The following is a 20,381-nucleotide window of genomic DNA, read 5'->3' as shown; positions in this document are numbered from 1 at the left end:
CGCACTACCGATGTCGGCGCCCTGGTGGCCAACCGCTGCGCCGTCGAGCGTGCCCTTGCCGCCCTGCCCGCACAGCAGCGTCAGGTGGTGTGGGCGACGAAGGCACTCGGCCACACGCAGTCCGAAGTTGCCGAGTTGACCGGGAGGAAGCCGGGAACGGTCGCGGTGCACACATCTCGAGCCGTTCGCGTTCTGCGCATGAGCCTGGCCGCGCTCACGGTCGTCGGGCTGACCCTGTTGTGCGCGACCGTCGCGAGCTGGTGGCGCTACGTGACGCCTGTGGGTCAACCGGGCACCCCTGCGCCACCCCTGGAAGGGTCCTGGACCGACTGGCTGTCGATGAGCGTGCTTGCCAAGGCCCTATGGCTCGCGATGCTTTGCGCGATCGGCCCCCTTTGCATCACGGGATGGCGTCGCCTCAACAAAGCTCGGAGGCTCGCTGCCCCCCTCATCCGTCCTGCCGGCCCGATCCGCAAGGGCCTTGTCCGGAATTGGAGGCAGACGCCAAAGCCTTCTCCAGAGCCCACCGCCAGGCGGCGGGTGATGGCCGACAGGTGACGTTCCCCTGCGGTCCGTTAGGTCCCCCACTGGCGGACGCTACGGGCAGGTGCTCGCTGCACGACCGGTGAGTGCGACGCCCCAGGCACACAGGTCGTGTCTGGAGTGGCGCCGCCTTCCCGGGTGACGTCTGCGCGGCTTGGCGGATGAGGCTCCCGATCCGCCCGGCGGTCCGCTGGTGGAGATACGCGGTGTGTCGGGCCAGGGTTCCCGGCCGGTGCGCGCGGAGATCAAGCGCGGCTTCTACGCCGGTGATCAGTTCGTGGAAGGGGTGTTGTTTCCCGAGGTGTGCGGGGAACGCTCTGCATTCCAAGAGGCTGGCGTGGGCGGCGGTGGTGGACGAACGGGTGGGCCGGACCGGGGAGTTCGTCGAGGGATGGTGTCTCGCCCGTACGGCACACCGCCAACGCGTTCACTGTTTCCCGTGGCGTCTGGGCCGCCGAGGAGGTTGTTGTTCTCCTGGTCCGTATGACTGCCCCGGCAGGTCGCTGGCTGGCGGTGGGTCGGTGATGCCTGGGACGGTACGGCCCCCTGGGTCGGGTACGAGCTCTGGGACACCACCGGTGCTCTCCTCGGTGTGGTGCTCCCCCTCGGGAACATGGCCCGTCGCCTGCACACGGAGTGGTACGACCCGGCCACCGCCGACTTCTACGCGGCCGGACAGACCCCGGACGCCGTCCTCACACAGGGCATCCACTACGTCCTCAACGCCTACGAGAAGACAGTCGGCCCCGTCCCCTCCGGCGAGGACTTCGCCCCTGCAGCACCCCGGTACCCCAACCGCCGCAACCGCTTCTGCCCCTGGACCTACTGCTTCGATCCCGAGTGCGTCGACCACGCCCTCATCTGGGCTGGAGCCGGCCCGGGACTAGGAGTAGCAGGCGGAGGTCCTGTTCCGAGACAACTGCGGGCACTGCTATGCCTGCCCGTTGTCCAGCACCTGCTGCGGGGCATCCGCGTTGTTCGGCGTCAACAGCAGCTACGTCTCCGCGGTCTTCGCAAAGCTCGGCGTCACCGAGGTTGTCGCCGCGATCGTCTGAGCCAGGAACGCCGGGTTCGGCGCCGGTCGGGATTGACGGCGTCTGGGGTGGACAGACTCAGCGATACGCGGCGGCGTGCGACCAGACCGACCGCGATCAGCAGCAGGAACGGCAACCAGGCAATCGCGTAAGCGACACCGTAGTGGTGGATGTCCAGGATCGACCGGCGCGGGTCCACGTCGCTGCTGTTGACGCCGAAAAATGCGAGCAGCAGCGCGGGCGGGAGCGCGAGGACCGAGCCGGCGGCGATCACCGCGGCTAACACCCGGTCGCGGCCCTCGGCGTACTGTTGGGATGCCGTCTCCAGGTCCACGCGGCGCGTCGCGAGCACGGCGTCCACGCGCTCGACGATGCGAGACGTGTTGGCCAGCGCGTCCGCCAGCGCCGAGACGTCGCGCAGCGATGAGTGGAAGCTCTCGACCAGCATCTCCGGGATGAGGATCGTGTCGGCGTACGCATCGACGCTGAAGCTGAGGTCGAGCTGGAGATTGCTGAGCCGGCGCGAGAGCTGCGCGACCAGGGTGCGGGCATCGTCCGTCGTCTCGACTACCGCAGCTCGGTCGAGCTCCAGTGCCTCGAACGCATGCCGCCGGATGCGGTGCACGGCCGCGACCGCGTTGAGGATGCCGACCGCGGCCAGCCCGAAAGCGTTCTCCACCGGCGGCGCGTAGCCGACGATCAGTGACACGCCCCTGCCATGCGCGACCATGGTCTGGCCGGGGTTGTTCAGCGTCTCAGGCCGGCGTATGCCAAGGGTGGCGCCGGTGCCGTCGTCCAGCGTGCCGCGCAGCACGATCGTCACCACATCCTGGCCGACCGGCACCGGCAGCGACCTGGCCGGCATCACCACCACCGCCCGCCGCGACGGCGACTCGTACGTCATCAACGGCAGCAAGGTCTTCATCTCCAACGGCCAGAACGCCGACCTGATCGTCACCGCCGTACGCACCGGCCCGGACCGCCACGGCGGGCTCAGCCTGATCGTCGTCGAGGCCGACCGGCCGGGCTTCTCGCGCGGCCGGAACCTGGAGAAGATCGGCCTGCACGCCCAGGACACCAGCGAGTTGTTCTTCCAGGACGTCCGCGTACCGGCCGCCAACCTGCTCGGCGAGGAGGGCTCCGGCTTCCAGGCGCTGATGCGCAACCTTCCCCAGGAGCGCATCTCGATCGCGGCCAACGCCGTGGCGTCCATCGAGGCCGTACTGGAACGGACCGTGGAGTACGTCAAGGAGCGCAAGGCGTTCGGCCGGACGGTCGGCTCCTTCCAGAACACCCGCTTCCAACTGGCCGACATGGTCACCACGGCACGCGTGGGCCGCAGCTACCTCGACGACCTGCTGGCCCGGCACTCCCGCGGCGAGTTGAGCGCGGCCGACGCGGCGGCGGCGAAGTTCTGGGCCACGGAACAGTACGTGGACATCGTGGGCCGCTGCCTCCAACTGCACGGCGCCTACGGCTACATGCTCGAATACCGCATCGCCCACGACTACCTCGACTCACGCATTACCACGATCTACGGCGGCACGACGGAGATCATGAAGGAGATCGTGGCGCGGGATCTGGGGTTGTAGCGTCGGCCGCCCTGGTCGGCCAACCCTGCTCCTGACAGCCGCCCACGCCGTATCATCGGTCCGGTGTCGAGGGGGATACGACGGCGGATCGCCGTGGGCGCCCTGGCTGTGCTCGCCGCAGCCGTGGGCGGGGTGTGGGGACACCGGGTGGTGCAGCACCGGCTGTTCCGTTTCGGGCCGCACGACCATGTCACGTACGACGCCGAACTCAACGCGCTCTATCATCCGGGCCTCGGCGCGTGGCGCGACCTCGACACGGGCCTGCTGCACCGCTACACGCCCGACTCTCCGCTGATGCCCTACGTGATTCCGCTCATCGGCACCGGCTGCCTCGCGTTCCTCGTCCTTGCCGTCAACTGGACGCTCGTACACCGCCGGTTGGTGGGGCACGCGTGGCGCGAGTGTCTGCGGAGGCCGGGCAGCCTGCTGCTCGCGCTCGGCATGTGGGTGCCCGTCCTCCTGGGGCCCTACCTGCTCAAGGCCGAGGTGGTCGAGGCACTCTTCGACGACCGGACGACCGGGCTCTTTGTTGCCGTCTCCTTCGGATCGCTGCTCGCGGTGGTGCTGCTCGTGTACGTGCCGTGGCTCAGTGTTCGAGGATTCGGGACGATCACGCTGCTGCGCAGACTGTTCCGGGCCCTGGGCGCTTCCTCCCATACCGGCGGGCGGGAGGAGGCGCTGCGTGCGGTGGCTCGGGATGCCGAACGGTTCCGGTTGCACACCGCCGCCCGCGACCTCGACTCCCTGGCCGCGCTGGTGCGGATGGAGGCGCACATCGGCCTGCTTGCGGACCGGGGGAGCGACGCCGAGCTCGACGACCTGCTCAGGGACGGCCCGGCGGCACTCGGGGCCCCGCCGCGGCACCTGATGGACCGGGTCCTTTCCGGCCTCGCCCGGCCCGCGGCGGCCGTGAACGTGGCCCGGGCGTTCATCCTCCGCTACGAGTGGACCGGGGCCGTCGTCAACCTGGACCGGGCCGTCACCGTCCTGGCCCCGCTCGCCGCCAGACCACGCCCCTGGTTCTGGGGTACGGCCACCAACTGGCCCCTGGTCCACCTGACACTGGCCTGGGCGCTCAAGGACCGCTATGAGTTACGCGGGGAGCGCCCCGACCTCGACCAGGCGCTCGCCCTCGCCCGTCGCGTGTCCGCCCGCCACCCGGCCCGCGCGCGAAGCCGCCTCATCGATCTCGAGCTCATCCGCTACCGCGCCACGGCCGACCCGGCGGCGCTGGCCGCGGCCGTCCGCGAAGGCCGCAGCGGAGCCCCCACCCCCGGCGCGGTCCTGGCGCTGCTCGAACGGTACGACCGCGACGGCGACCCCCAAGACCGCGACGAGGCTCGGGAGTTGGCGGCACGTTTGGTGGCCGAGCGCGGCCCCGGCCACCCCCAGCACGCCGTCTGCCTGACGGTGCAGGCCCAGGCTCTGGACGTATCCGGTGAACGGGACGCCGCGGTCCAGTGCCTGCGGGAGGCCGTCGGCGATGCCGCGTCCCCGCTGCAGACCCGTCTCGGCGCCGCCGTCCGCCTCGGTGAACTCGGCGCCGGAGGGCCGCTGTCGGTCGAGGGATACGGGGCGGCGGTCGAACTCCTGCCGCAGATGGCCTGGATCGGGCTGCGCCGCGACGACCAGCGGTGGCTGCTCAGCCGCTGGTCGGGGGTGTCGACGGCGGCCGCGGCGGCGGCGATCGCCGACGGCCGGGTGGCGTACGCGGTCGAGATCCTGGAGCGCGGTCGCGCCGTCATGTGGGGCCAACTCGCCCGCCTGCGCGGGGGAGTCGAGGCCGCACGGACCGCCGACGCCGCCCTGGAGCGCCGCCTCGCCGAGATCCGCGCCGAGCTCGACGTGCCCGACGACGGGACGGGACGCGGCGACCAGGCGGGCGCCGACGTGGAGCGGCGCATCCGCCTCGGCCGCGAATGGGACGAACTCTCCGCCCGCCTTGAGAAGTCGGAGCGCCGCGGCTACCGCGATCTGACCCGAGCCGCCGACCACGGCCCGGTCGTCGTCGTCAACGCCGGCCCGCAGCGCTGCGACGCGATCATCCTGCTGCCCGACCACGAGCCCGTTCTCGTACCGCTCGACCGGCTCGACCACGCCGAACTCGTCGACTGGGCAACACAGTCCGCCGACCCGGACGGCCGCCACCAGGCCCTGCTCAACGTGATCGCGCCACGCCTGTGGGACGACCTCGCCGTGCCGGTGCTCGCGGCCCTCACGCCGCACCTGGGCGCCGACCGGCGGGTCTGGTGGTGCCCCACCGGCCCGTTGGCGGCCCTGCCGATCCACGCCGCCGGGCATCACGCCCGCCCCGGCGGCCCCGCCCTCCTCGACGAGGTCGTCTCCTCCTACACGCCCACCATCGGTGCGCTGCTCCGGTCCACCGAGCGGACCGTCGCCGCCCGCGGCAGGCTCGTCGTAGCGGCACCCCAGGCCCCCGGACGGCCCGGCCTGCCCGAAGTGCGGTACGAGGCCGAGGAGTTCCTGCGGTACTTCCCCGACGCGGTGCCCCTCGACCCCGCACACGTCGCCGACGTGCTCGCGCGGCTGCGCGACGCCCACTGGGTGCACTTCGCCTGCCACGCCGACGCCTCGGGGCTCGCCGTCGCCGACGGCGTGGTCTCCCTCGACCAGCTGGCCGACCTCCGGCTGACCGACGCCGAGTTCTGCTACCTGTCGGCGTGCAGCACCGCGGCCCCGGACCCGCGCGCCTACGACGAGGCCATCCACCTGGCGGCCCTGCTCCACCTGCAGTCGTACATCCACGTCGTCGGAACCCTCTGGGAGGTCGACAGCGGCAAGGCCCTCCTCGCCGCGCGGGAGGTGTACCGCACGCTGACCGCGCACGGTGCGCCCGACAGCACGCACACCGCCCGGGCCGTGCACAACGCGGCACAGACCCTGCGCCGGGACGCCCCGCGCCACGTGGACGTCTGGTCCTCCCTGCTGCACATCGGACCGTAGAGGAGCGATACCCATGCCCATCCGCCTGCCCTGGCCCTGGAGCCGACAGCCCGGCGACACGCACCGCGCCACCGACGACCGGACGCCCGCCGACGAGGAACAGGCAGCCCTCGCCTGGCTCTGCGCCAACCTGCCGGAACTCCGGGAGAAGGCCGACCGGTACGCCTGGCGGGCCGCGCTCGACCGTGAGGTCGCCGAGGTCCGCGCGGGCAAGCCCGCCGCCGAAGCGCTGCGCGCCCTCGACCTGCGGCGCGAGGGCCTGCGTTCCTCGGGGCCCCCGGCGGACGGCTCCTGGCGGGAGCGGCCCGTCGTCGAACGGTTCCGGTGCCCGCACGGCCGCTGCCCCGCCCGGGGACGCGACGCCGACGCCTCCGAACCGCGCTGCCACATCGACGGGTCGACCATGCTTCCCCTGGACGGTGGCTGATGGACGGCATCCTCTCCGACCTCGGCAGACGCATCGCCGATCGCTGGTTCGCCTTCCTGATCCTGCCCGGTGTGCCGTTCGCCGCGACCGCGCTCGTCACCTGGGCGATGTCCCCCTACGGCGCCGCCCACGCACTCGACCTCGACCTCCTGGCACGTCGCCTCGACACGCTCCGCGCCCTGGCCACGACCACCAAGGGCGTCGCCGTCGGCTGCCTGCTCCTCGCCGGAGTCGCCCTGGCGGCGCTCCTCGTACGCGAGTTGAGCCTCGCCGTGCACCGACTCTGGCTGGGCCGCTCGACCACCCTGTGCCGCGTCATGCGCCCCGGCATCCGACGTCGCCGCCGAGCCGCACTCGACGCGGCCCGGCACGGTGGCTACGCGGTGCCGGAACGCTATCTGCCGAGCCGGGCCACCTGGATCGGTGACCGCTTCGCCCTCGTGGACGAGAGGGTCGCCGCCCAGTACGGCGTCTCGCTCGCCAGGGTGTGGCCGCGCCTGTGGCAGCTGAACGACCCGCGCATGCCGACGCTCGTCACCGCCGCCTGGGACGACTACGCCGCCGCCACCGTCCGCGTCACCTGGGCCCTGCCCTACCTCGCGCTCGCCCTCTTCTGGTGGCCGGCCGCACCCGTCGCCCTCGCCCTGATCGCCCTCGGCTGGGTGCAGGGGCGGCGCGGCGCGGACGACTTCTGCCGCACCTGCGAAGCCGCCGTGGACCTCCAACTCCGGCGCCTGGCACACATCGTGGGCGTTCCGCTGCCGCACCAGCGCGTGACCGCAGCCGAGGGACGGCAGATCGACCGCATCCTGGCGAAGGGCGCCTACCTGCCCCGCACGGCCGACGACGACGGCGACGCGCGCCCCGAGTGACACCTCGCGAGCGTCGGTGGGACCCCCGCCACGGAGACGGGAGACCCACCGACAGCCCCGCGAGAACCAGGCCTCAGAGGAAGCTGACGTTCTGCGCCAGCGCGAGCCTGCTGGAGTAGTTCACCGTGTTCGTGGCCGGGCGCATGTAAGCCCGCCACGAGTCGGAGCCGGACTCGCGCCCGCCGCCGGTCTCCTTCTCGCCACCGAAGGCACCGCCGATCTCCGCGCCGGACGTGCCGATGTTGACGTTGGCGATCCCGCAGTCCGAGCCCTCGGCGGAGAGGAACAGCTCGGCCTCCTGCTGGTCGCGGGTGAAGATGCTGGACGACAGGCCCTGCGGCACGTCGTTGTGCAGCGCGATCGCCTCTTCGAGGGTGTCGTACGTCAGGACGTACAGGATCGGCGCGAACGTCTCCTCCCTTACGACAGCGCTCTGTTCGTCGACCCGGACGATGGCCGGTTCCACGTACGCGGCCTGTGGTGCCGTGGCGGCCAGGCGTCGGTTGCCGCCCGCGAGGAGCTTGCCGCCCTCGGCCTGCGCGCGGGTCAGGGCGTCCTGCATGCCGTCGAGCGCGCGGGCCGAGACGAGCGGGCCGACCAGCGTGGACGCGTCGAAGGGGTCGCCGATGGGCAGCTTGGCGTACGCGGCGGTCAGGCGGGACACGAGCGTGTCGGCGATGTCGCGGTGGACGATGAGCCGGCGCAGCGTCGTACAGCGCTGGCCCGCCGTCCCCGCGGCGGCGAACACGATGCCCTGGACCGCGAGGTCGAGGTCGGCCGACGGCGCGACGATCGCGGCGTTGTTGCCGCCGAGTTCCAGGAGCGTACGGCCGAAGCGGGCGGCGACGCGGGGGCCGACCTCGCGGCCCATCCGGGTCGAGCCGGTGGCGCTGACCAGGGCGACGCGCGGATCGTCGACCAGCTGCTCGCCGACGGCCCGGTCCCCGAGCAGCAGCCGGTGCACGTCGCGCGGGGCGCCCACGTCGTCGGCGGCGCGGGCGAGGAGCCGGTCGCAGGCGAGCGAGATCAGCGGGGTGAGCTCGGACGGCTTCCAGACCACGGTGTCGCCGCAGGCCAGGGCTACGGCGGTGTTCCAGGACCACACGGCGGCAGGGAAGTTGAACGCCGAGATCACGCCGACGACGCCCAGCGGGTGCCAGGTCTCGGCGAGCCGGTGGCCGGGCCGCTCGGAGGCGATGGTGCGGCCGTAGAGCTGACGGGACAGGCCCACGGCGAAGTCGCAGATGTCGATCATCTCCTGGACCTCGCCGAGCGCCTCGGAGCGGATCTTGCCCGCCTCGACGGTGATGAGGTCGGCCAGGTCGCTCTGGTGTGCGCGCAGCAACTCGCCCAGGCGGCGCACCAGTTCACCCCGACGCGGTGCCGGAGTCGTACGCCAGGTGAGGAACGCCTCCCGCGCGGCCGCGACGGCCGCCTCGGTGTCGGCCGAGGTCGCCGCGGCCAGCCCGAAGAGGTCCTCGCCGGTGATCGGCGTACGGGCCTGGAAGTCGCTCCCCTCGACGACCTGCACGCCGACCCGCTCCAGTGCGGAACGGGCCCGTACGCGCAGGTCGTCGGTGGTGGGAAGGGTGGTGGTGTGCGTCATCGTGCGTGCTCCCTCGGGGATCAGGTGAGAAGGAAGGGCGTGTCGGTCAGGTTCAGTGCGCGGGTGGCTCTGGTGAGGGACTCGTGCTGCTGTCGCTCGTAGAGGGCGTAGGGGTCGAGGACCTCGCGGCCGATCGCGCCGGAGAGCCAGGCGCTGTCGTGCGCGGCGCCCGAGAGGTCGTTGTTGCGGGAGCCCTCGCCGGTGAGGTTGGACTGGAAGATCCCGGCCGCCGACCGGGGCAGGAAGTCCTCGTAGACGATGGGTTCGGCCCGCAGCCAGCCCTGCGCCACCAGCTCACGCAGGCCGTTGGGCGGCTCGCTGCCGTCCCGCTGCCGTGCGGGGTTCGCGTGGTACGTGAAGTACGCCAACTCCCGTGCCGCCAGCTCCTGTTCGGTGGACGGCACGTGGGTCGACCACAGGGCGCGGGCCAGCTCGCCCCGGTCCGCCGCCGGGTCGGCCGCCGCCTCCGCGTCGACGAGGGTGAGCAGCCGGTCGTAGAGCGCGCGGCCCTCGCGGGTCAGGGCGATGCCGCGCGCCTCGACCTCGCCGAAGCGCACGCGCAGGGCGCCCTTCTCCACGCGGCCGTCCGGCGTGCGCAGCGCTCGCGGTTCGGCGAGGGCGCGGAACGACGTCTGGCGCAGCAGCAGGTCGGGGCCGTCCCAGAGCGGCGGACCCTGGATGGTGTCGATCATCTCGATGCCGCGTGCGGTCATCCGCCGGTACAGCTCGTCGATGTCCAGGACGCGCGGCGTCAGATGGTTGATGTGCGTGCTGCGGACGCCGCCGATGTCCGCGGCGACGGCCGAGACCCGCTCCAGGGTCTCGTACCACCCCCGGTCGATCGGCTCGGTCGACAACTCGAAGCTCCGCACGGCGAGTTGGAGGAACCGCTCGGCGTCGTCGTCCGGGAGTTCCCGCTCCGCCTCGGCCCGGTCGGCGAGGGCGAGCAGCTCCGGCGGGAACAGCTCCCGGCCGGCGAGGAAGGTCTCCAGGCGGCCGCGCAGCTCGTCGTCGAAGAACCGCGGGTCGGCGGGGGTGAGCATCGACGTGAAGACGCGGAACGGATTGCGCGCCAACTCCGCGCCGTCGACGGGACGGAAGGCGGTGGAGACGACCGGCACCGCGCTGGCCGCCGCCTCCCGCAGGTCGTAGAAGCCGACCGGGTGCATGCCGAGGGCGCCGAAGACCCGGGCCACCTGCCGCATCTCCTGCGGGGTGCCGACGCGGATCGCGCCGTGCCGCTCCGCGGTCACCCGGCTGATGGAGCCGAGCCGTTCGGCGTCGGCGCCCTGCTCGCGCAGGACGTCCTCGTTCACTTCGCGCGAGACGTCCACCAGGGTGGTGTAGGCGGGCACCTCCCGCCCGTACATCTCGGAGAGCCGCGCGGCGAAGGCGGCGCGCAACTGCCACTGGCTGATCATCGCGGGATTGCCTTTCGGTCGGTACGTACGTGGGGTCCCAAGTGGGCGTGCGGGTACGGCAGTTCAGACCACATGCGCCTCCGGTCGGATCTCGGCGCCGTTGGTGAAGCGGTCGGCGTGGAGCGGGGTGATGTCGACGCACGGGGTGCGTTCCAGATGCAGATCGCGGAGGATCTCGCCGACCGCGGGGGCCTGGAGGAATCCATGCCCGGAGAACCCGGTGGCGTACAGGAAGTTGGGTACGTCGCGGGAGCGGCCGATCAGCGCGTTGTGGTCCGGCGTGACCTCGTACAGGCCCGCCCAGCCGTCCACCGTCTCCATGCCCGCGAGGGCGGGCGCCCGGTCCCGCGCGACCTCGCGGAACAGCTCCAGCCACTCCGGGCTCCAGGTGGTGTCGAAGCCGTCGGCCTGGCGGGGGTCGGCGAGGCCGAACAGGAGCCCGTCGTCGCTGTTGTGGAAGTACGCCGACGACGAGAAGTCGATGGTGAACGGGATGCGTGGGGCGGGCGGGTCGAGCGGTGCGGTGAAGGCGAGTTGGCGTCGTACGGGCCGTACGGGCAGGTGGACCCCGGCCAGCTCGCCGATCCGCTGCGACCAGGCGCCCGCCGTGCAGACGACGGTGGCGCAGGAGATCGGGCCGTGGTCGGTGTGCACGGTGGTGATCCGGTCGCCGCCGGTGTCCAGGCCGGTGACGGTGGTGTGCGTCGCGAACGTGACACCGGCGCGGGCCGCGGCGCGGGCGTACCCGTGGACGACCAGACCGGGGCGGGCGTGCCCGTCGGTGGGGGAGTGCACCGCCGCCACCAGCCCCTCCGGACGGACATAGGGGCACAGGCGCTGGGCCTCGCGGCCGTCGATCATGCGGCTGGGCACGTCGAGCGCGTTCTGCACCCGGACGCTCGACTCGAACTCCGCGGCCTGCTGTTCGCTGGTGAGCAGGAACAGATAGCCGACGTCGTCGAGCCGGATGTCCGCGCCCGGGCGGTCCGGGAAGTCCCGGAAGGCGCGCAGACTCCGCTTGCCGAGCTCGATGTTGAGCGGATCGGAGAAGTGCGCCCGTACGCCGCCGATCGGTTTGCCCGAGCTGCCGCAGCCGAGCTCGCCCTGTTCGACGACGACGATGTTCCGCACCCCGGCCTCGGCCAGGTGGAAGGCGGTACTGGTGCCCATCACGCCCCCGCCGATGACGACGACGTCGGCGGTGGACGGAACGGAGCGGAAGGCGGATGAAGAGGTCAAGTGGCCGAACCCTTCTCTGGAGCCGACGCCGGGCCGAGACGGATCCGCAGGGGGTCCGTTCGGGGCGGGCGTGGCTGGGGCTGTCAGAGCGTGAGCGGTGCTGCGGGTGCCGTGCTGCGCGCGTGCCGTGCTGCTGTGCCGTTGCCGATCAGGTGTCGTTGCCGATCAGGTGTCCATGCCGATCAGCTGTCTGTGCGTCATCGTGCAGCAACCCGACCGTTGACGTCCATGAACAGTTCATGGTGCTGATCTATTAGGATTGCTATATGGATTGGACGAGCGCACAGCTGCGTTCCCTGGTGGAGCTGACCCGGCGCGGCACCGTCACCGCGGTGGCCGAGGCCCTGGGGTACACGCCCGGCGGGGTCTCCCAGCAGATCGCCGCCCTGGAGAAGGCCACCGGCATGGAGCTGCTCCAACGGGTCGGCCGCCGCGTGGAGTTGACCGACGCCGGCCGGACCCTGGCGCTCCACGCCGAGCGGATCCTCGCCACGGAGGCCGAGGCCGTCGAAGCGCTCGAACGCACCCGCAACGAGGTCGCCGGAACCCTCAGGGTCGGCCTGTTCACCACGGCCGCCGCCGAGATCCTGCCGCCGGTCCTGCGCGCGGCCCGCGCCACCCACCCGGCCCTCCTCGTGCGCAGCCGCGACATGGACGTGGACGAGCTCTACGACGCCGTCACCTCCGGCGCCGTGGACCTCGCCCTCGGCCTCGACTACCCGGACGCGCCCATCCGCCGGGACCCCGCGCTGCGCGTGCTGCGGCTGTACCGGGAGCGGTTCGCCCTCGCGGTGCCCGCCGGGTCGATGGCCGGACGCAAGCGGATCTCCCTCGCCGACACCCAGGACCTCGGCTGGATCCTGCCGGCGGCGGACAGCTTCTACGGCCGTGCCGTGCGCGCCGCCTGCCGACGGGCGGGCGTCGAACCCGAGGTGCAGCACGAGGTGACGGACACCGCGGCGACTCTCGCGCTGGTCGAGGCGGGGGTCGGCGTGAGCATGGTGACGGAGCTGATGCTGCGGCTGCGCTCGTCCCGCTGCGACGTGGTGGAGTTGAGGGAGACGATCGAGCGGCACATCGTCGTCGTCTTTCGCACGTCGGCTCAGCACCGGCCCACCGTCGCCGCCCTGGTCGAGGTCCTTCAGGCGGTGGCGAAGACGCACCGGGGAGAGGCGGGGACACGACGAGCGGCCCGGTAGGGGCAACAGCTCCGCTTGCCCTGAGCACCGCAACTTGTCGGTCTTTCCTCTCTGTTGCCGACGACGGATCGTGCGTGAGGGTTCAGGCCAGTGGTGACCCACGCCACGACGGCGGCCCGTCGTGCCGCCGTTGCCTGACAGGGAGCGATCGATGTCCCCCCAGCCCACCCGCCGAACCCGACTGCCCGCCCTCCTGGGCAGAGGCCCCCAGGGAGTCTTCCGGCGCACACTTCCCTCCGAACAGCCCGCGGGCGAGCGCATGGTGCGCACGCTCGGCCTCACCCAGCTCACGATGATCGGCATCGGCGCCATCATCGGCGCCGGGATCTTCTCCCTGGCCGCGGCCGTCGCCCGGGACACCGCGGGGCCCGCCGTACTGATCTCGTTCCTGGTGGCCGGCGCCGCGTCGCTGTGCGCGGCCTTCGCCTACGCCGAGTTCGCCGGGATGGTGCCGAAGGCCGGTTCCTCGTACACGTACACCGCCGCCGTCCTCGGTGAGATCGTCGGCTGGATCGTGGGCTGGGACCTGCTCCTGGAGTACACGGCGATCGTCGCCGTCGTCGCCATCGGCATGTCCGGCTACCTGGGCTTCCTGCTCGACGCGGTCGGCCTCCACCTGCCCACCTGGGCGCTCGGCGCGCCCGGCACCGGCACCGGGCACAAGATCGACCTGCTCGCGGTGGTGATCTGCCTGGGCGTGGCCTGGCTGCTGACCCGCGGTACCCGCACCTCGGCGCGGGTGGAGACGGTCCTGACCGTCGTGAAGATCGCCATCGTCCTGGTGGTGATCGTGGTCGGCTTCACCAAGCTGAACACCGAGAACCTCACGCCCTTCGCGCCGTTCGGACTCGGCGGGGCCTTCACCGGCGCCGCCACCGTCTTCTTCGCGGTGTTCGGCTACGACGCCCTGAGCACGGCGGCCGAGGAGTCGGTGGAGGCACGGAACAAGCTGCCCAAGGCGATGATGCTGTCCCTCGCCATCTCGATGGTGCTCTACGTCCTCGCGTGCATCGTCCTCACCGGCATCCAGCACTACTCCGAACTCGACCCCGACAGCGGCATCTCCAGCGCCTTCGCCAGCGTCGGACTGAACGGGCTCGCCAACGTCATCGCCCTCGGCGCGGTCATCGGCATCGTCACCGTGACCTTCTCGTTCATGATGGGCGCCTCCCGGCTCTGGTACGCGCTGAGCCGCGACGGGCTGATGCCGACCTGGTTCGGCGCCATCCACCCCAAGCGGAAGGTGCCGCACCGCGCGACGTGGCTGATCGGGATCGTCTCCGCCGTCCTCGCGGGGCTCCTGCCCATCCACGCGGTCGCCGAACTCACCAACATCGGCGTCCTGCTTGCCTTCGTGGTGGTCTCCGCGGCCGTGCTGATCCTGCGCTACCGCAAGCCGCACCTGAAGCGCGGCTTCCGCTGCCCGGGCATGCCCTTCGTGCCGATCCTCGGCATGGTCTTCTCGGTCTGGCTGATGTCGTTCCTGCGGTGGGAGACCTGGGCGCGCCTCGGCGCCTGGCTGGCCGTGGGCCTGCTCATCTACGCCGTCTACGGCTACCGCCGCACCCGCAAGGTCATGCCGGGCGACTCCGTGGACCTCGACGCGCTCGACGCGATGTCCGACTCCGACGAGCCGGAGGACGAGCCCGACGCCGCAGCGGTACCCGCGCGCTGACCGGCAGGCCAGAGGCAGGTCAGAGGCGGGTCAGAGGCTGGTCAGTGGCGGGTCGGTGGCGGGTCGGTGGCGGATCAGAGGCTCAGATCAGTCGGCCGGATGCAGATACGGGACGTCGACCGGGACCGCCTGCCGCAGCGCGACGAGCATCGTGGCCAGGAGCGGGTTGCTGTTCTCGGCGCGGTGCAGCGCCATCACCCGGCGGTGCGCGGAGCGCTGCGTCAGGCGGGTGGCCTCGATGGCGGCGCTCGGCACGTGCCCGAGCGCCGGCACGACGGCCACACCGAGGCGGGCGGACACCAACTCCCGTACGACGTCGTAGTTGTTGCTGCGGAAGGCGACCGTCGCGTCGAAGCCCGCGGCGGCGCACAGCCGGGCGAGGGACCGCGCCCCGGCCGTGTCCTCCCGGCTCGTGATCCACCGGGCCCCGGACAGCTGGGCGAGCTGCGGGCTCAGCGCGCTGCCCTGCGCCCGCAGCAGGATCAGGTCCTCGCGCAGGAGCGGATGGCGCGCGAGGCCTTCGGGCCAGTGGCAGGGGCTCAGCCCGTACTCGTACACGAGGGCGACATCGAGGTCACCGCTGCCGAGCGCGCCGACCAGCTCCTCCGGCTCGCCCTCCTGCAGCTCGATCCGCGCCCGCGGGTGGGTGTCGCTCAGCGCCGACAACGCGGACGGTACGAGGCGGACACCGGCCGTCGGGAACGCGCCGAGCCGGAGCCGGCCGGTGGCGCCGCTCGCGAGCTCCTCGACCTGGTACGTCAGATCGTCGAGCGCGGCGAGCGCCCGGGTGCTCAGGTCGACGAGACGGTGGGCCGCCGAGGTCGGGCGGATCCCGTGCGCCTCCCGCTCGAACAGGACGAGGCCGCTCTCCTTCTCCAGGGCCGAGATCTGCTGCGAGATCGCGGAGGCGGTGTAACCGAGCTCGCGGGCCGCGAGGGCGAACGATCCGCTGCTGACGACGGCCCGCAGCGTCAGCAGATGCAGCGGCTTCAACACGGTGACTCGACTCCCTCGGCGCGGAGAAGCGGAAGAGAGAGAAGCAGAGCACAGGCACGCGGCGAGGGCAAGCAGAGCTTGGGCTGCGCCGTGAATTCCCTCGTGCTCCTTGCCCTTGTGGTGCGGGTCCGCGCCCGGAGATCGTGAGGTGACCGGCCCCCGGCGCCTCACGCGCCGCCGCCCCACACCCCCAACTACCCCTGAAGCAAAGGAAGTCACGAGCCATGACCGACGCCCTCTCCCTGGTCGACGACTGGGGCCCCGAGAAGATCGTCGTCGTCTCCCACCGGCGCACCGGAATGAAGGGCGTCCTCGTCATCGACAACACGGCCCGGGGCATCGGCAAGGGCGGCACCCGCATGAGCCCCACCGTGACGGTCGAGGAGATCGCCCGCCTCGCCCGGGTCATGACCTGGAAGTGGGCGGGCGTCGACCTCTTCTACGGCGGCGCCAAGGCCGGCATCGTCGCCGACCCCGCCGCCCGCGACAAGGAGGCGATCCTGCGCGCCTTCGCCCGCGCCCTCTCCAACGAGGTGCCCCGCGAGTACGTCATGGGCCTCGACATGGGACTCACCGAGAGCGACGCGGCCATCATCCAGGACGAGTTGGGCGACCGCGGCGCCGCCGTCGGCACCCCGGAACACCTCGGCGGCGTCGCCTACGACAAGCTCGGCGTCACCGGTTACGGAGTCGCCGAAGCGGCCGACGCCGCCGCCCAGGCCCTCTCCCTGCCGCTCACCGGCGCCCGGGTGGCCCTCCAGGGCTTCGGCGCCGTGGGCGCGGCGGCGGCAGCGCGGTTCGCCGCACTCGGCGCCACCGTCGTCGCCGTCTCCACCTCGCACGGCGCGCTGCACGACCCGAGCGGCCTGGACGTCCCGTCGCTCCTCGCCGCCAGGGAGGAGCACGGTGACGCCTTCGTCGGAAGGCACGCCGAGGGGACGGCCCTGGCCGCCGGCCGGGAACTCACCGTCGACTGCGACATCCTCGTCCCCGCCGCCCTCCAGGACGTCATCGACGACGACACCGCCCACCGCGTCAAGGCCCGACTGGTCGTGGAGGGAGCCAACCTGCCCACCTCCGCCCGGGCCCAGGAGATCCTCGACGCACGCGGCATCACGGTCCTTCCGGACTTCGTGGCCAACGCAGGCGGTGTCGTCGCCGCCGCCTTCGCGATGGACGCGCGCTACTCGGGCTTCCGCCCGGAGACACCCGCGATCTTCGAGACGATCTCAAGCCGCCTGCGCGGCAACGCCGTCACGGTCCTCGAAGAGGCGGGCCGCCAGGGCACGACCCCTCACACAGCAGGCCGCCGCCTCGCCGAGGAACGCGTCCGCACGGCCATGCGGAGCAAGGGGCGGATGCCGTAGCGGAACCCGGTCACCCCACCCCGTAGCGGAACCCCTCACCCCACCGCGTAGCAGAACCCCCTCACCCCACCCCGTTGTAAGCCACCAGCCACCCCGACGCCAGCCGGTCCCCCCGCGTGAAGACGACCGCCCCGCGCCGGCCGGGTTCCGGGTCGGTGAACTCCGGCCGAGGGTAGGGGAGTTCGACCGGGTTGTCCTCGGCCGGGTGGGCCTCCACGGACGTGCCGTCCCACAGGCGTACGGTCGCGCCGCGCGGGCAGCCCCGTACCAGAACGCCGTCCGGGCCCGGGGTCAGCAGCGTGCCCGTCGTGCGCTCCGCGAGGAGTTGGCGGTAGCGCTGGGCGGGCAGGGCGCAGCCGTGGGGCGGGGTGGTGCCCGGCCAGTCCGGGGCGCCGATGCCGCGTCTGCGGGCCGCACGCCACAGCTGGGGCACGAGCCGGGCGGCGAGCGGTGCGGTGGCCATCTGCTCGCAGATCCACAGCAGCCGCCCGGCGCCACGGTCCGCGCCGAGCCCCCGCCAGCGGATCCGGGCGGCCAGGTCGGCGGCGACGACGGCGGCCCAGGGATGGACGGTGCCCAGCGGCCCCTGCGCGCCGAGCCAGGCCAGATAGCGCTGCGCCATCTCGTAGATCCCGGTGAGGCTCTCGGCGGGAATGCCGAGGACGTACGGGGAGCGGGTGCGGAACACCTTGGGGCTGTGCGCGACCAGGAGCAGCGCCGCCCGCGCCAGGTCCCCGGGCACGACCGGCTCGTCGGCCGGCCGCCCCGGGGAGCCGCCCGCCTCCGGGTCCGGCGGATCGAGGTGGCCGCCGTTGCGCAGCACCCGCAGCAGCGCCGCGCGGGCCCGGTCGGTGAACTGCGCCTGTTCGAGCTCCGGCAGATGTGTGGCGAGCAGCTGAGTGAGCAACTGCTCGGCGGATTCCGGGTCCTGGGGTACGGGGGCGGCGCGCAGCGCGTCGGAGAGCTCGTCGGCGATGTCGGTGGCGAGCATGAAGCGGCTGGTGAGCGTGCCGAGTTCGGTCGCCACGAGCGTGTCGTCGCCCTCGGGGCCCGGGCTGCGGCGCAGATAGCGGGCCTCGGTGAGGAACTCGACCGCGTCGTACAGCGGGTCGAAGCTCTCGTTGCCCTGGTGGTGGGAGAGCGTGCGGGTCCACCAGTCCTCGGCCCCACGGAGCGTACGGACCCGTCCCTGCACCGCTTCGGCGAGCAGATGGTCGGGCAGGCGTTCCCGGATACGCGAGCGCACGGTGTAACCGGCGGCGAGCCGGGCCTGCCACTCGGGCCGGTCGGTGCCGTCGGTGAGGAGATAGGCCCAGCCCTCCCGCTCACCGGCGCCGACGCGGCCCGCCCGCCCGAACATCTGCTGGACCATGGACACTTCGACCCGGTCCATCCCGATCTCGGTGTCCCGTACGACCACGACACGGGCGGGCAGATTGACCCCGGCCGCCACCGTGGAGGTCGCCACGAGGACGTTCGCCTCGCGGTTGCGGAACGCCTTCTCGGCCTCGCGTTTGTAGGGCCAGTCCCGGTAGTGGAGGCGGACGCCCGCCGCTGTGCAGACCCGTTCGACGGCCTCCGGGTCGTCCTTGTCGAGGCCCTTCACGCGGGCCCCGCGGTCCTCGGCGAGGGCGAGCGCGGTCATCCGTACGCCGCGCTTGCTGCCGCAGAACACCAGGGCGCTGCCGCCCTCCTGGACGACGGTGCGGACCTGGCGTACGGCGGCACGGGTGCGGGCCGTGGCGCGGGCGCCCCGGTCGCTGTTGGTGGACGCGGCGGGCACGGGTATCTGCCAGACGAGCCGGGTGGGCCGCCACGCGGTGCGCACGAGGCGGGCGCCGAGCCAGTCGGCGACCTCGTCGGCGTTGGCGACCGTCGCGGACAGGCCGACGATACGGACCTGCCCGGTGTCCTCGCCGACCCGGGCCAGCAACGCCTCCAGGACGGGTCCGCGCCCCGGATCGCCGAGCAGATGCACCTCGTCCACGACGAGGCAGCCGACGTCGGCGAGGGCGTCGCGCAGCGAACCGGTACGGCAGATGGCCTCGAACTTCTCGGTCGTGGCCACCCAGATGTCCGCCTTGCGGATCAGCTCGGCGTCGACCGCGTACTCACCGGTGAGCCGCACCACGCTCAGGCCGTTCTCGCGCCACAGGTCCAGTTCGCGGTCCAGCTCGTCGGTCAGGGAGCGCTGCGGCACCAGCCAGGCGGCCTTGCGGCCCTGCGCGTTGGCCTTGAGCGCGGCGACCATGCCGACCGGGGTCTTGCCCGCCCCGGTCGGCGCCACGACCAGGACGTTCCCGTCGTCCCCGAGGATCGCCGGGACGGCGTCGGCCTGCGCCGGGTTGAACGTCGGGTACTTCAGAAACGGCGTCCAGCCCGGCGGCACCAGGCCGGCCACCGGCACGTACGCGTCGTCGGCGTCCTCCGGTAACTCCTCCAGCGCGTCCCACTGCTGCGCGAACGCATCCCGCGCCGCATGCGCACCGGGCCCCGCGACAGGCGCGGCGGGCAGCGCCCCGCTCCGCACCGGCCGCGCGACCAGGTCCGTACGGTCGCCCAAATCGCCGACCGTGCCGACGACTTCGGCCTCCTGCCAGTGCCGCGCACTGCGATACGGAACGCCCTCACCGGTCAGGAACGCGCGCAGGGCGTCGAACTCGGGCCCGTCCGGCATGATCACGCGCATGTCCTCGGCCGCGTCGATCGCCTCGAAGACCGGCCGCCACTGCGGATCGGTCACCTTGCACCAGTAGAGGAGCCGCCGCTCGGGCTCGGCGGGCAGCGGCAGATCTGCGGGCCAACTCGGTCCAGGGGACGGGGTGTTGGAGGCGATGACGCGCACGGGCCCGGACAGGGGGCGCAGCGAGGCGCCGGGGGAGGCGCGGAGCGGGGTGATGGTCACGCCCGGCTCGGTGGGGCACGGGCCGAGCAGCTTGTGCCAGGCGTCGTCGGACGCGGGCTGCGCGGCCGGAGCCCGGCCGCCGCGGCCCATGAGTTTGTCGTACGTCTTCACACCGAGGTCGGCGAGCGCGTACGCGGCGGGGCAGCGCGGGCAGACCACGGCCACGTAGCGGTACACGCGCCCCTGGGACTCGTACGGCCTGCGCAGGGAGTGCAGTGGGCCGTCGCAGGCGGGGCAGCCGCGCGGGACCTTCTCCTCGTAGCTCCAGCCGGGTTCCTCGAAACGGGCCGTCAGCGGTCCCGCCAGCCGGACTCCCCACCGCGCGTGGACCAGGTCCGGCACGGACACCCCCGACGCGGCCGCTTCCTCGTGCTTTCCCCCACCAGCCGTGTGCATGACGCAACTCTGACACAGGGGCCACCGCGGAGCGAGTGTGCACTCACACGCGGTGAACTGCCGAGCTCAACACCCGGATGTCAGTGGGATGTTCTACGGTCGTCGGTGCGGGTCGGGGCGCGCGGCGCTCGCGAATTCAACGGGG

At 72.4% G+C, this 20,381-nt stretch carries 14 protein-coding genes; 8 read left to right on the top strand and 6 right to left on the bottom strand.

All coding sequences use genetic code 11. The features are described from left to right. Positions 1-24: 24 nt before the first annotated feature. On the top strand, positions 25-558 hold the full coding sequence (locus tag RCO28_RS39390) for an RNA polymerase sigma factor (RefSeq protein WP_374991225.1): 534 nt from the start codon (positions 25-27) through the stop codon (positions 556-558). A gap of 1,011 nt (positions 559-1,569) precedes the next feature. On the opposite strand, the gene RCO28_RS23130 is transcribed toward RCO28_RS39390, so the two are convergent. After that, positions 1,570-2,400: a hypothetical protein gene (locus RCO28_RS23130; protein ID WP_308943114.1), complete on the bottom strand. Its 831-nt coding sequence runs from the start codon at positions 2,398-2,400 to the stop codon at positions 1,570-1,572. On the opposite strand from RCO28_RS23130, the gene RCO28_RS23125 reads away from it, so the two are divergent. The 4 genes from RCO28_RS23125 to RCO28_RS23110 all read left to right on the top strand — a co-directional run bounded on the left by RCO28_RS23125 (position 2,378) and on the right by RCO28_RS23110 (position 7,432). Continuing rightward, entirely contained in the window at positions 2,378-3,169 is a 792-nt protein-coding gene (locus RCO28_RS23125; RefSeq protein ID WP_308943113.1) for an acyl-CoA dehydrogenase family protein, read from the top strand. The genes RCO28_RS23130 and RCO28_RS23125 overlap by 23 nt on opposite strands. 63 nt (positions 3,170-3,232) lie before the next feature. Then, positions 3,233-6,133: a CHAT domain-containing protein gene (locus RCO28_RS23120; RefSeq protein ID WP_308943112.1), complete on the top strand. Its 2,901-nt coding sequence runs from the start codon at positions 3,233-3,235 to the stop codon at positions 6,131-6,133. A 13-nt stretch (positions 6,134-6,146) separates the two neighbouring features. Then, a complete protein-coding gene (locus RCO28_RS23115; protein WP_308943111.1) occupies positions 6,147-6,560 on the top strand; it encodes a hypothetical protein in 414 nt (137 codons plus the stop codon). Then, the gene (locus tag RCO28_RS23110; protein ID WP_308943110.1) at positions 6,560-7,432 is read left to right on the top strand and encodes a hypothetical protein; all 873 of its coding nucleotides are present in this window, start codon (positions 6,560-6,562) and stop codon (positions 7,430-7,432) included. The genes RCO28_RS23115 and RCO28_RS23110 overlap by 1 nt, the downstream gene beginning before the upstream one ends. 73 nt (positions 7,433-7,505) lie before the next feature. On the opposite strand, the gene RCO28_RS23105 is transcribed toward RCO28_RS23110, so the two are convergent. From RCO28_RS23105 to RCO28_RS23095, 3 genes are all read right to left on the bottom strand, one after another. Beyond that, on the bottom strand, positions 7,506-9,038 hold the full coding sequence (locus RCO28_RS23105) for an aldehyde dehydrogenase family protein (protein ID WP_308943109.1): 1,533 nt from the start codon (positions 9,036-9,038) through the stop codon (positions 7,506-7,508). A 20-nt stretch (positions 9,039-9,058) separates the two neighbouring features. Further along, entirely contained in the window at positions 9,059-10,459 is a 1,401-nt protein-coding gene (locus RCO28_RS23100) for a 2-oxoadipate dioxygenase/decarboxylase family protein (protein WP_308943108.1), read from the bottom strand. A gap of 63 nt (positions 10,460-10,522) precedes the next feature. Beyond that, a complete protein-coding gene (locus RCO28_RS23095) occupies positions 10,523-11,698 on the bottom strand; it encodes an FAD-binding oxidoreductase (protein WP_308943107.1) in 1,176 nt (391 codons plus the stop codon). Positions 11,699-11,964: 266 nt separating this feature from the next. Here RCO28_RS23095 and RCO28_RS23090 point away from each other — a divergent pair, with 266 nt between their 5' ends. Then, a complete protein-coding gene (locus RCO28_RS23090) occupies positions 11,965-12,897 on the top strand; it encodes a LysR family transcriptional regulator (RefSeq protein ID WP_308943106.1) in 933 nt (310 codons plus the stop codon). Between the two features lie 259 nt (positions 12,898-13,156). Next, positions 13,157-14,572 carry an amino acid permease gene (locus RCO28_RS23085; RefSeq protein WP_308943202.1) on the top strand — a complete coding sequence of 472 codons (1,416 nt, stop codon included), beginning with the start codon at positions 13,157-13,159 and terminating at the stop codon, positions 14,570-14,572. 87 nt (positions 14,573-14,659) lie between these two features. On the opposite strand, the gene RCO28_RS23080 is transcribed toward RCO28_RS23085, so the two are convergent. Then, the gene (locus RCO28_RS23080; protein WP_308943105.1) at positions 14,660-15,568 is read right to left on the bottom strand and encodes a LysR substrate-binding domain-containing protein; all 909 of its coding nucleotides are present in this window, start codon (positions 15,566-15,568) and stop codon (positions 14,660-14,662) included. A 224-nt stretch (positions 15,569-15,792) separates the two neighbouring features. Here RCO28_RS23080 and RCO28_RS23075 point away from each other — a divergent pair, with 224 nt between their 5' ends. Next, positions 15,793-16,935: a Glu/Leu/Phe/Val dehydrogenase dimerization domain-containing protein gene (locus RCO28_RS23075; RefSeq protein ID WP_308943104.1), complete on the top strand. Its 1,143-nt coding sequence runs from the start codon at positions 15,793-15,795 to the stop codon at positions 16,933-16,935. Positions 16,936-16,996: 61 nt separating this feature from the next. Here RCO28_RS23075 and RCO28_RS23070 read toward each other — a convergent pair whose 3' ends face one another. After that, positions 16,997-20,236: a DEAD/DEAH box helicase gene (locus tag RCO28_RS23070; protein WP_308943103.1), complete on the bottom strand. Its 3,240-nt coding sequence runs from the start codon at positions 20,234-20,236 to the stop codon at positions 16,997-16,999. Between the last annotated feature and the right edge of the window lie 145 nt (positions 20,237-20,381).

Source organism: Streptomyces sp. LHD-70 (assembly GCF_031157275.1).
Lineage (GTDB): Bacteria > Actinomycetota > Actinomycetes > Streptomycetales > Streptomycetaceae > Streptomyces.
The sequence above is the reverse complement of the archived record's forward strand: the minus strand, read 5'-3'. Positions and strand labels throughout refer to the sequence as shown.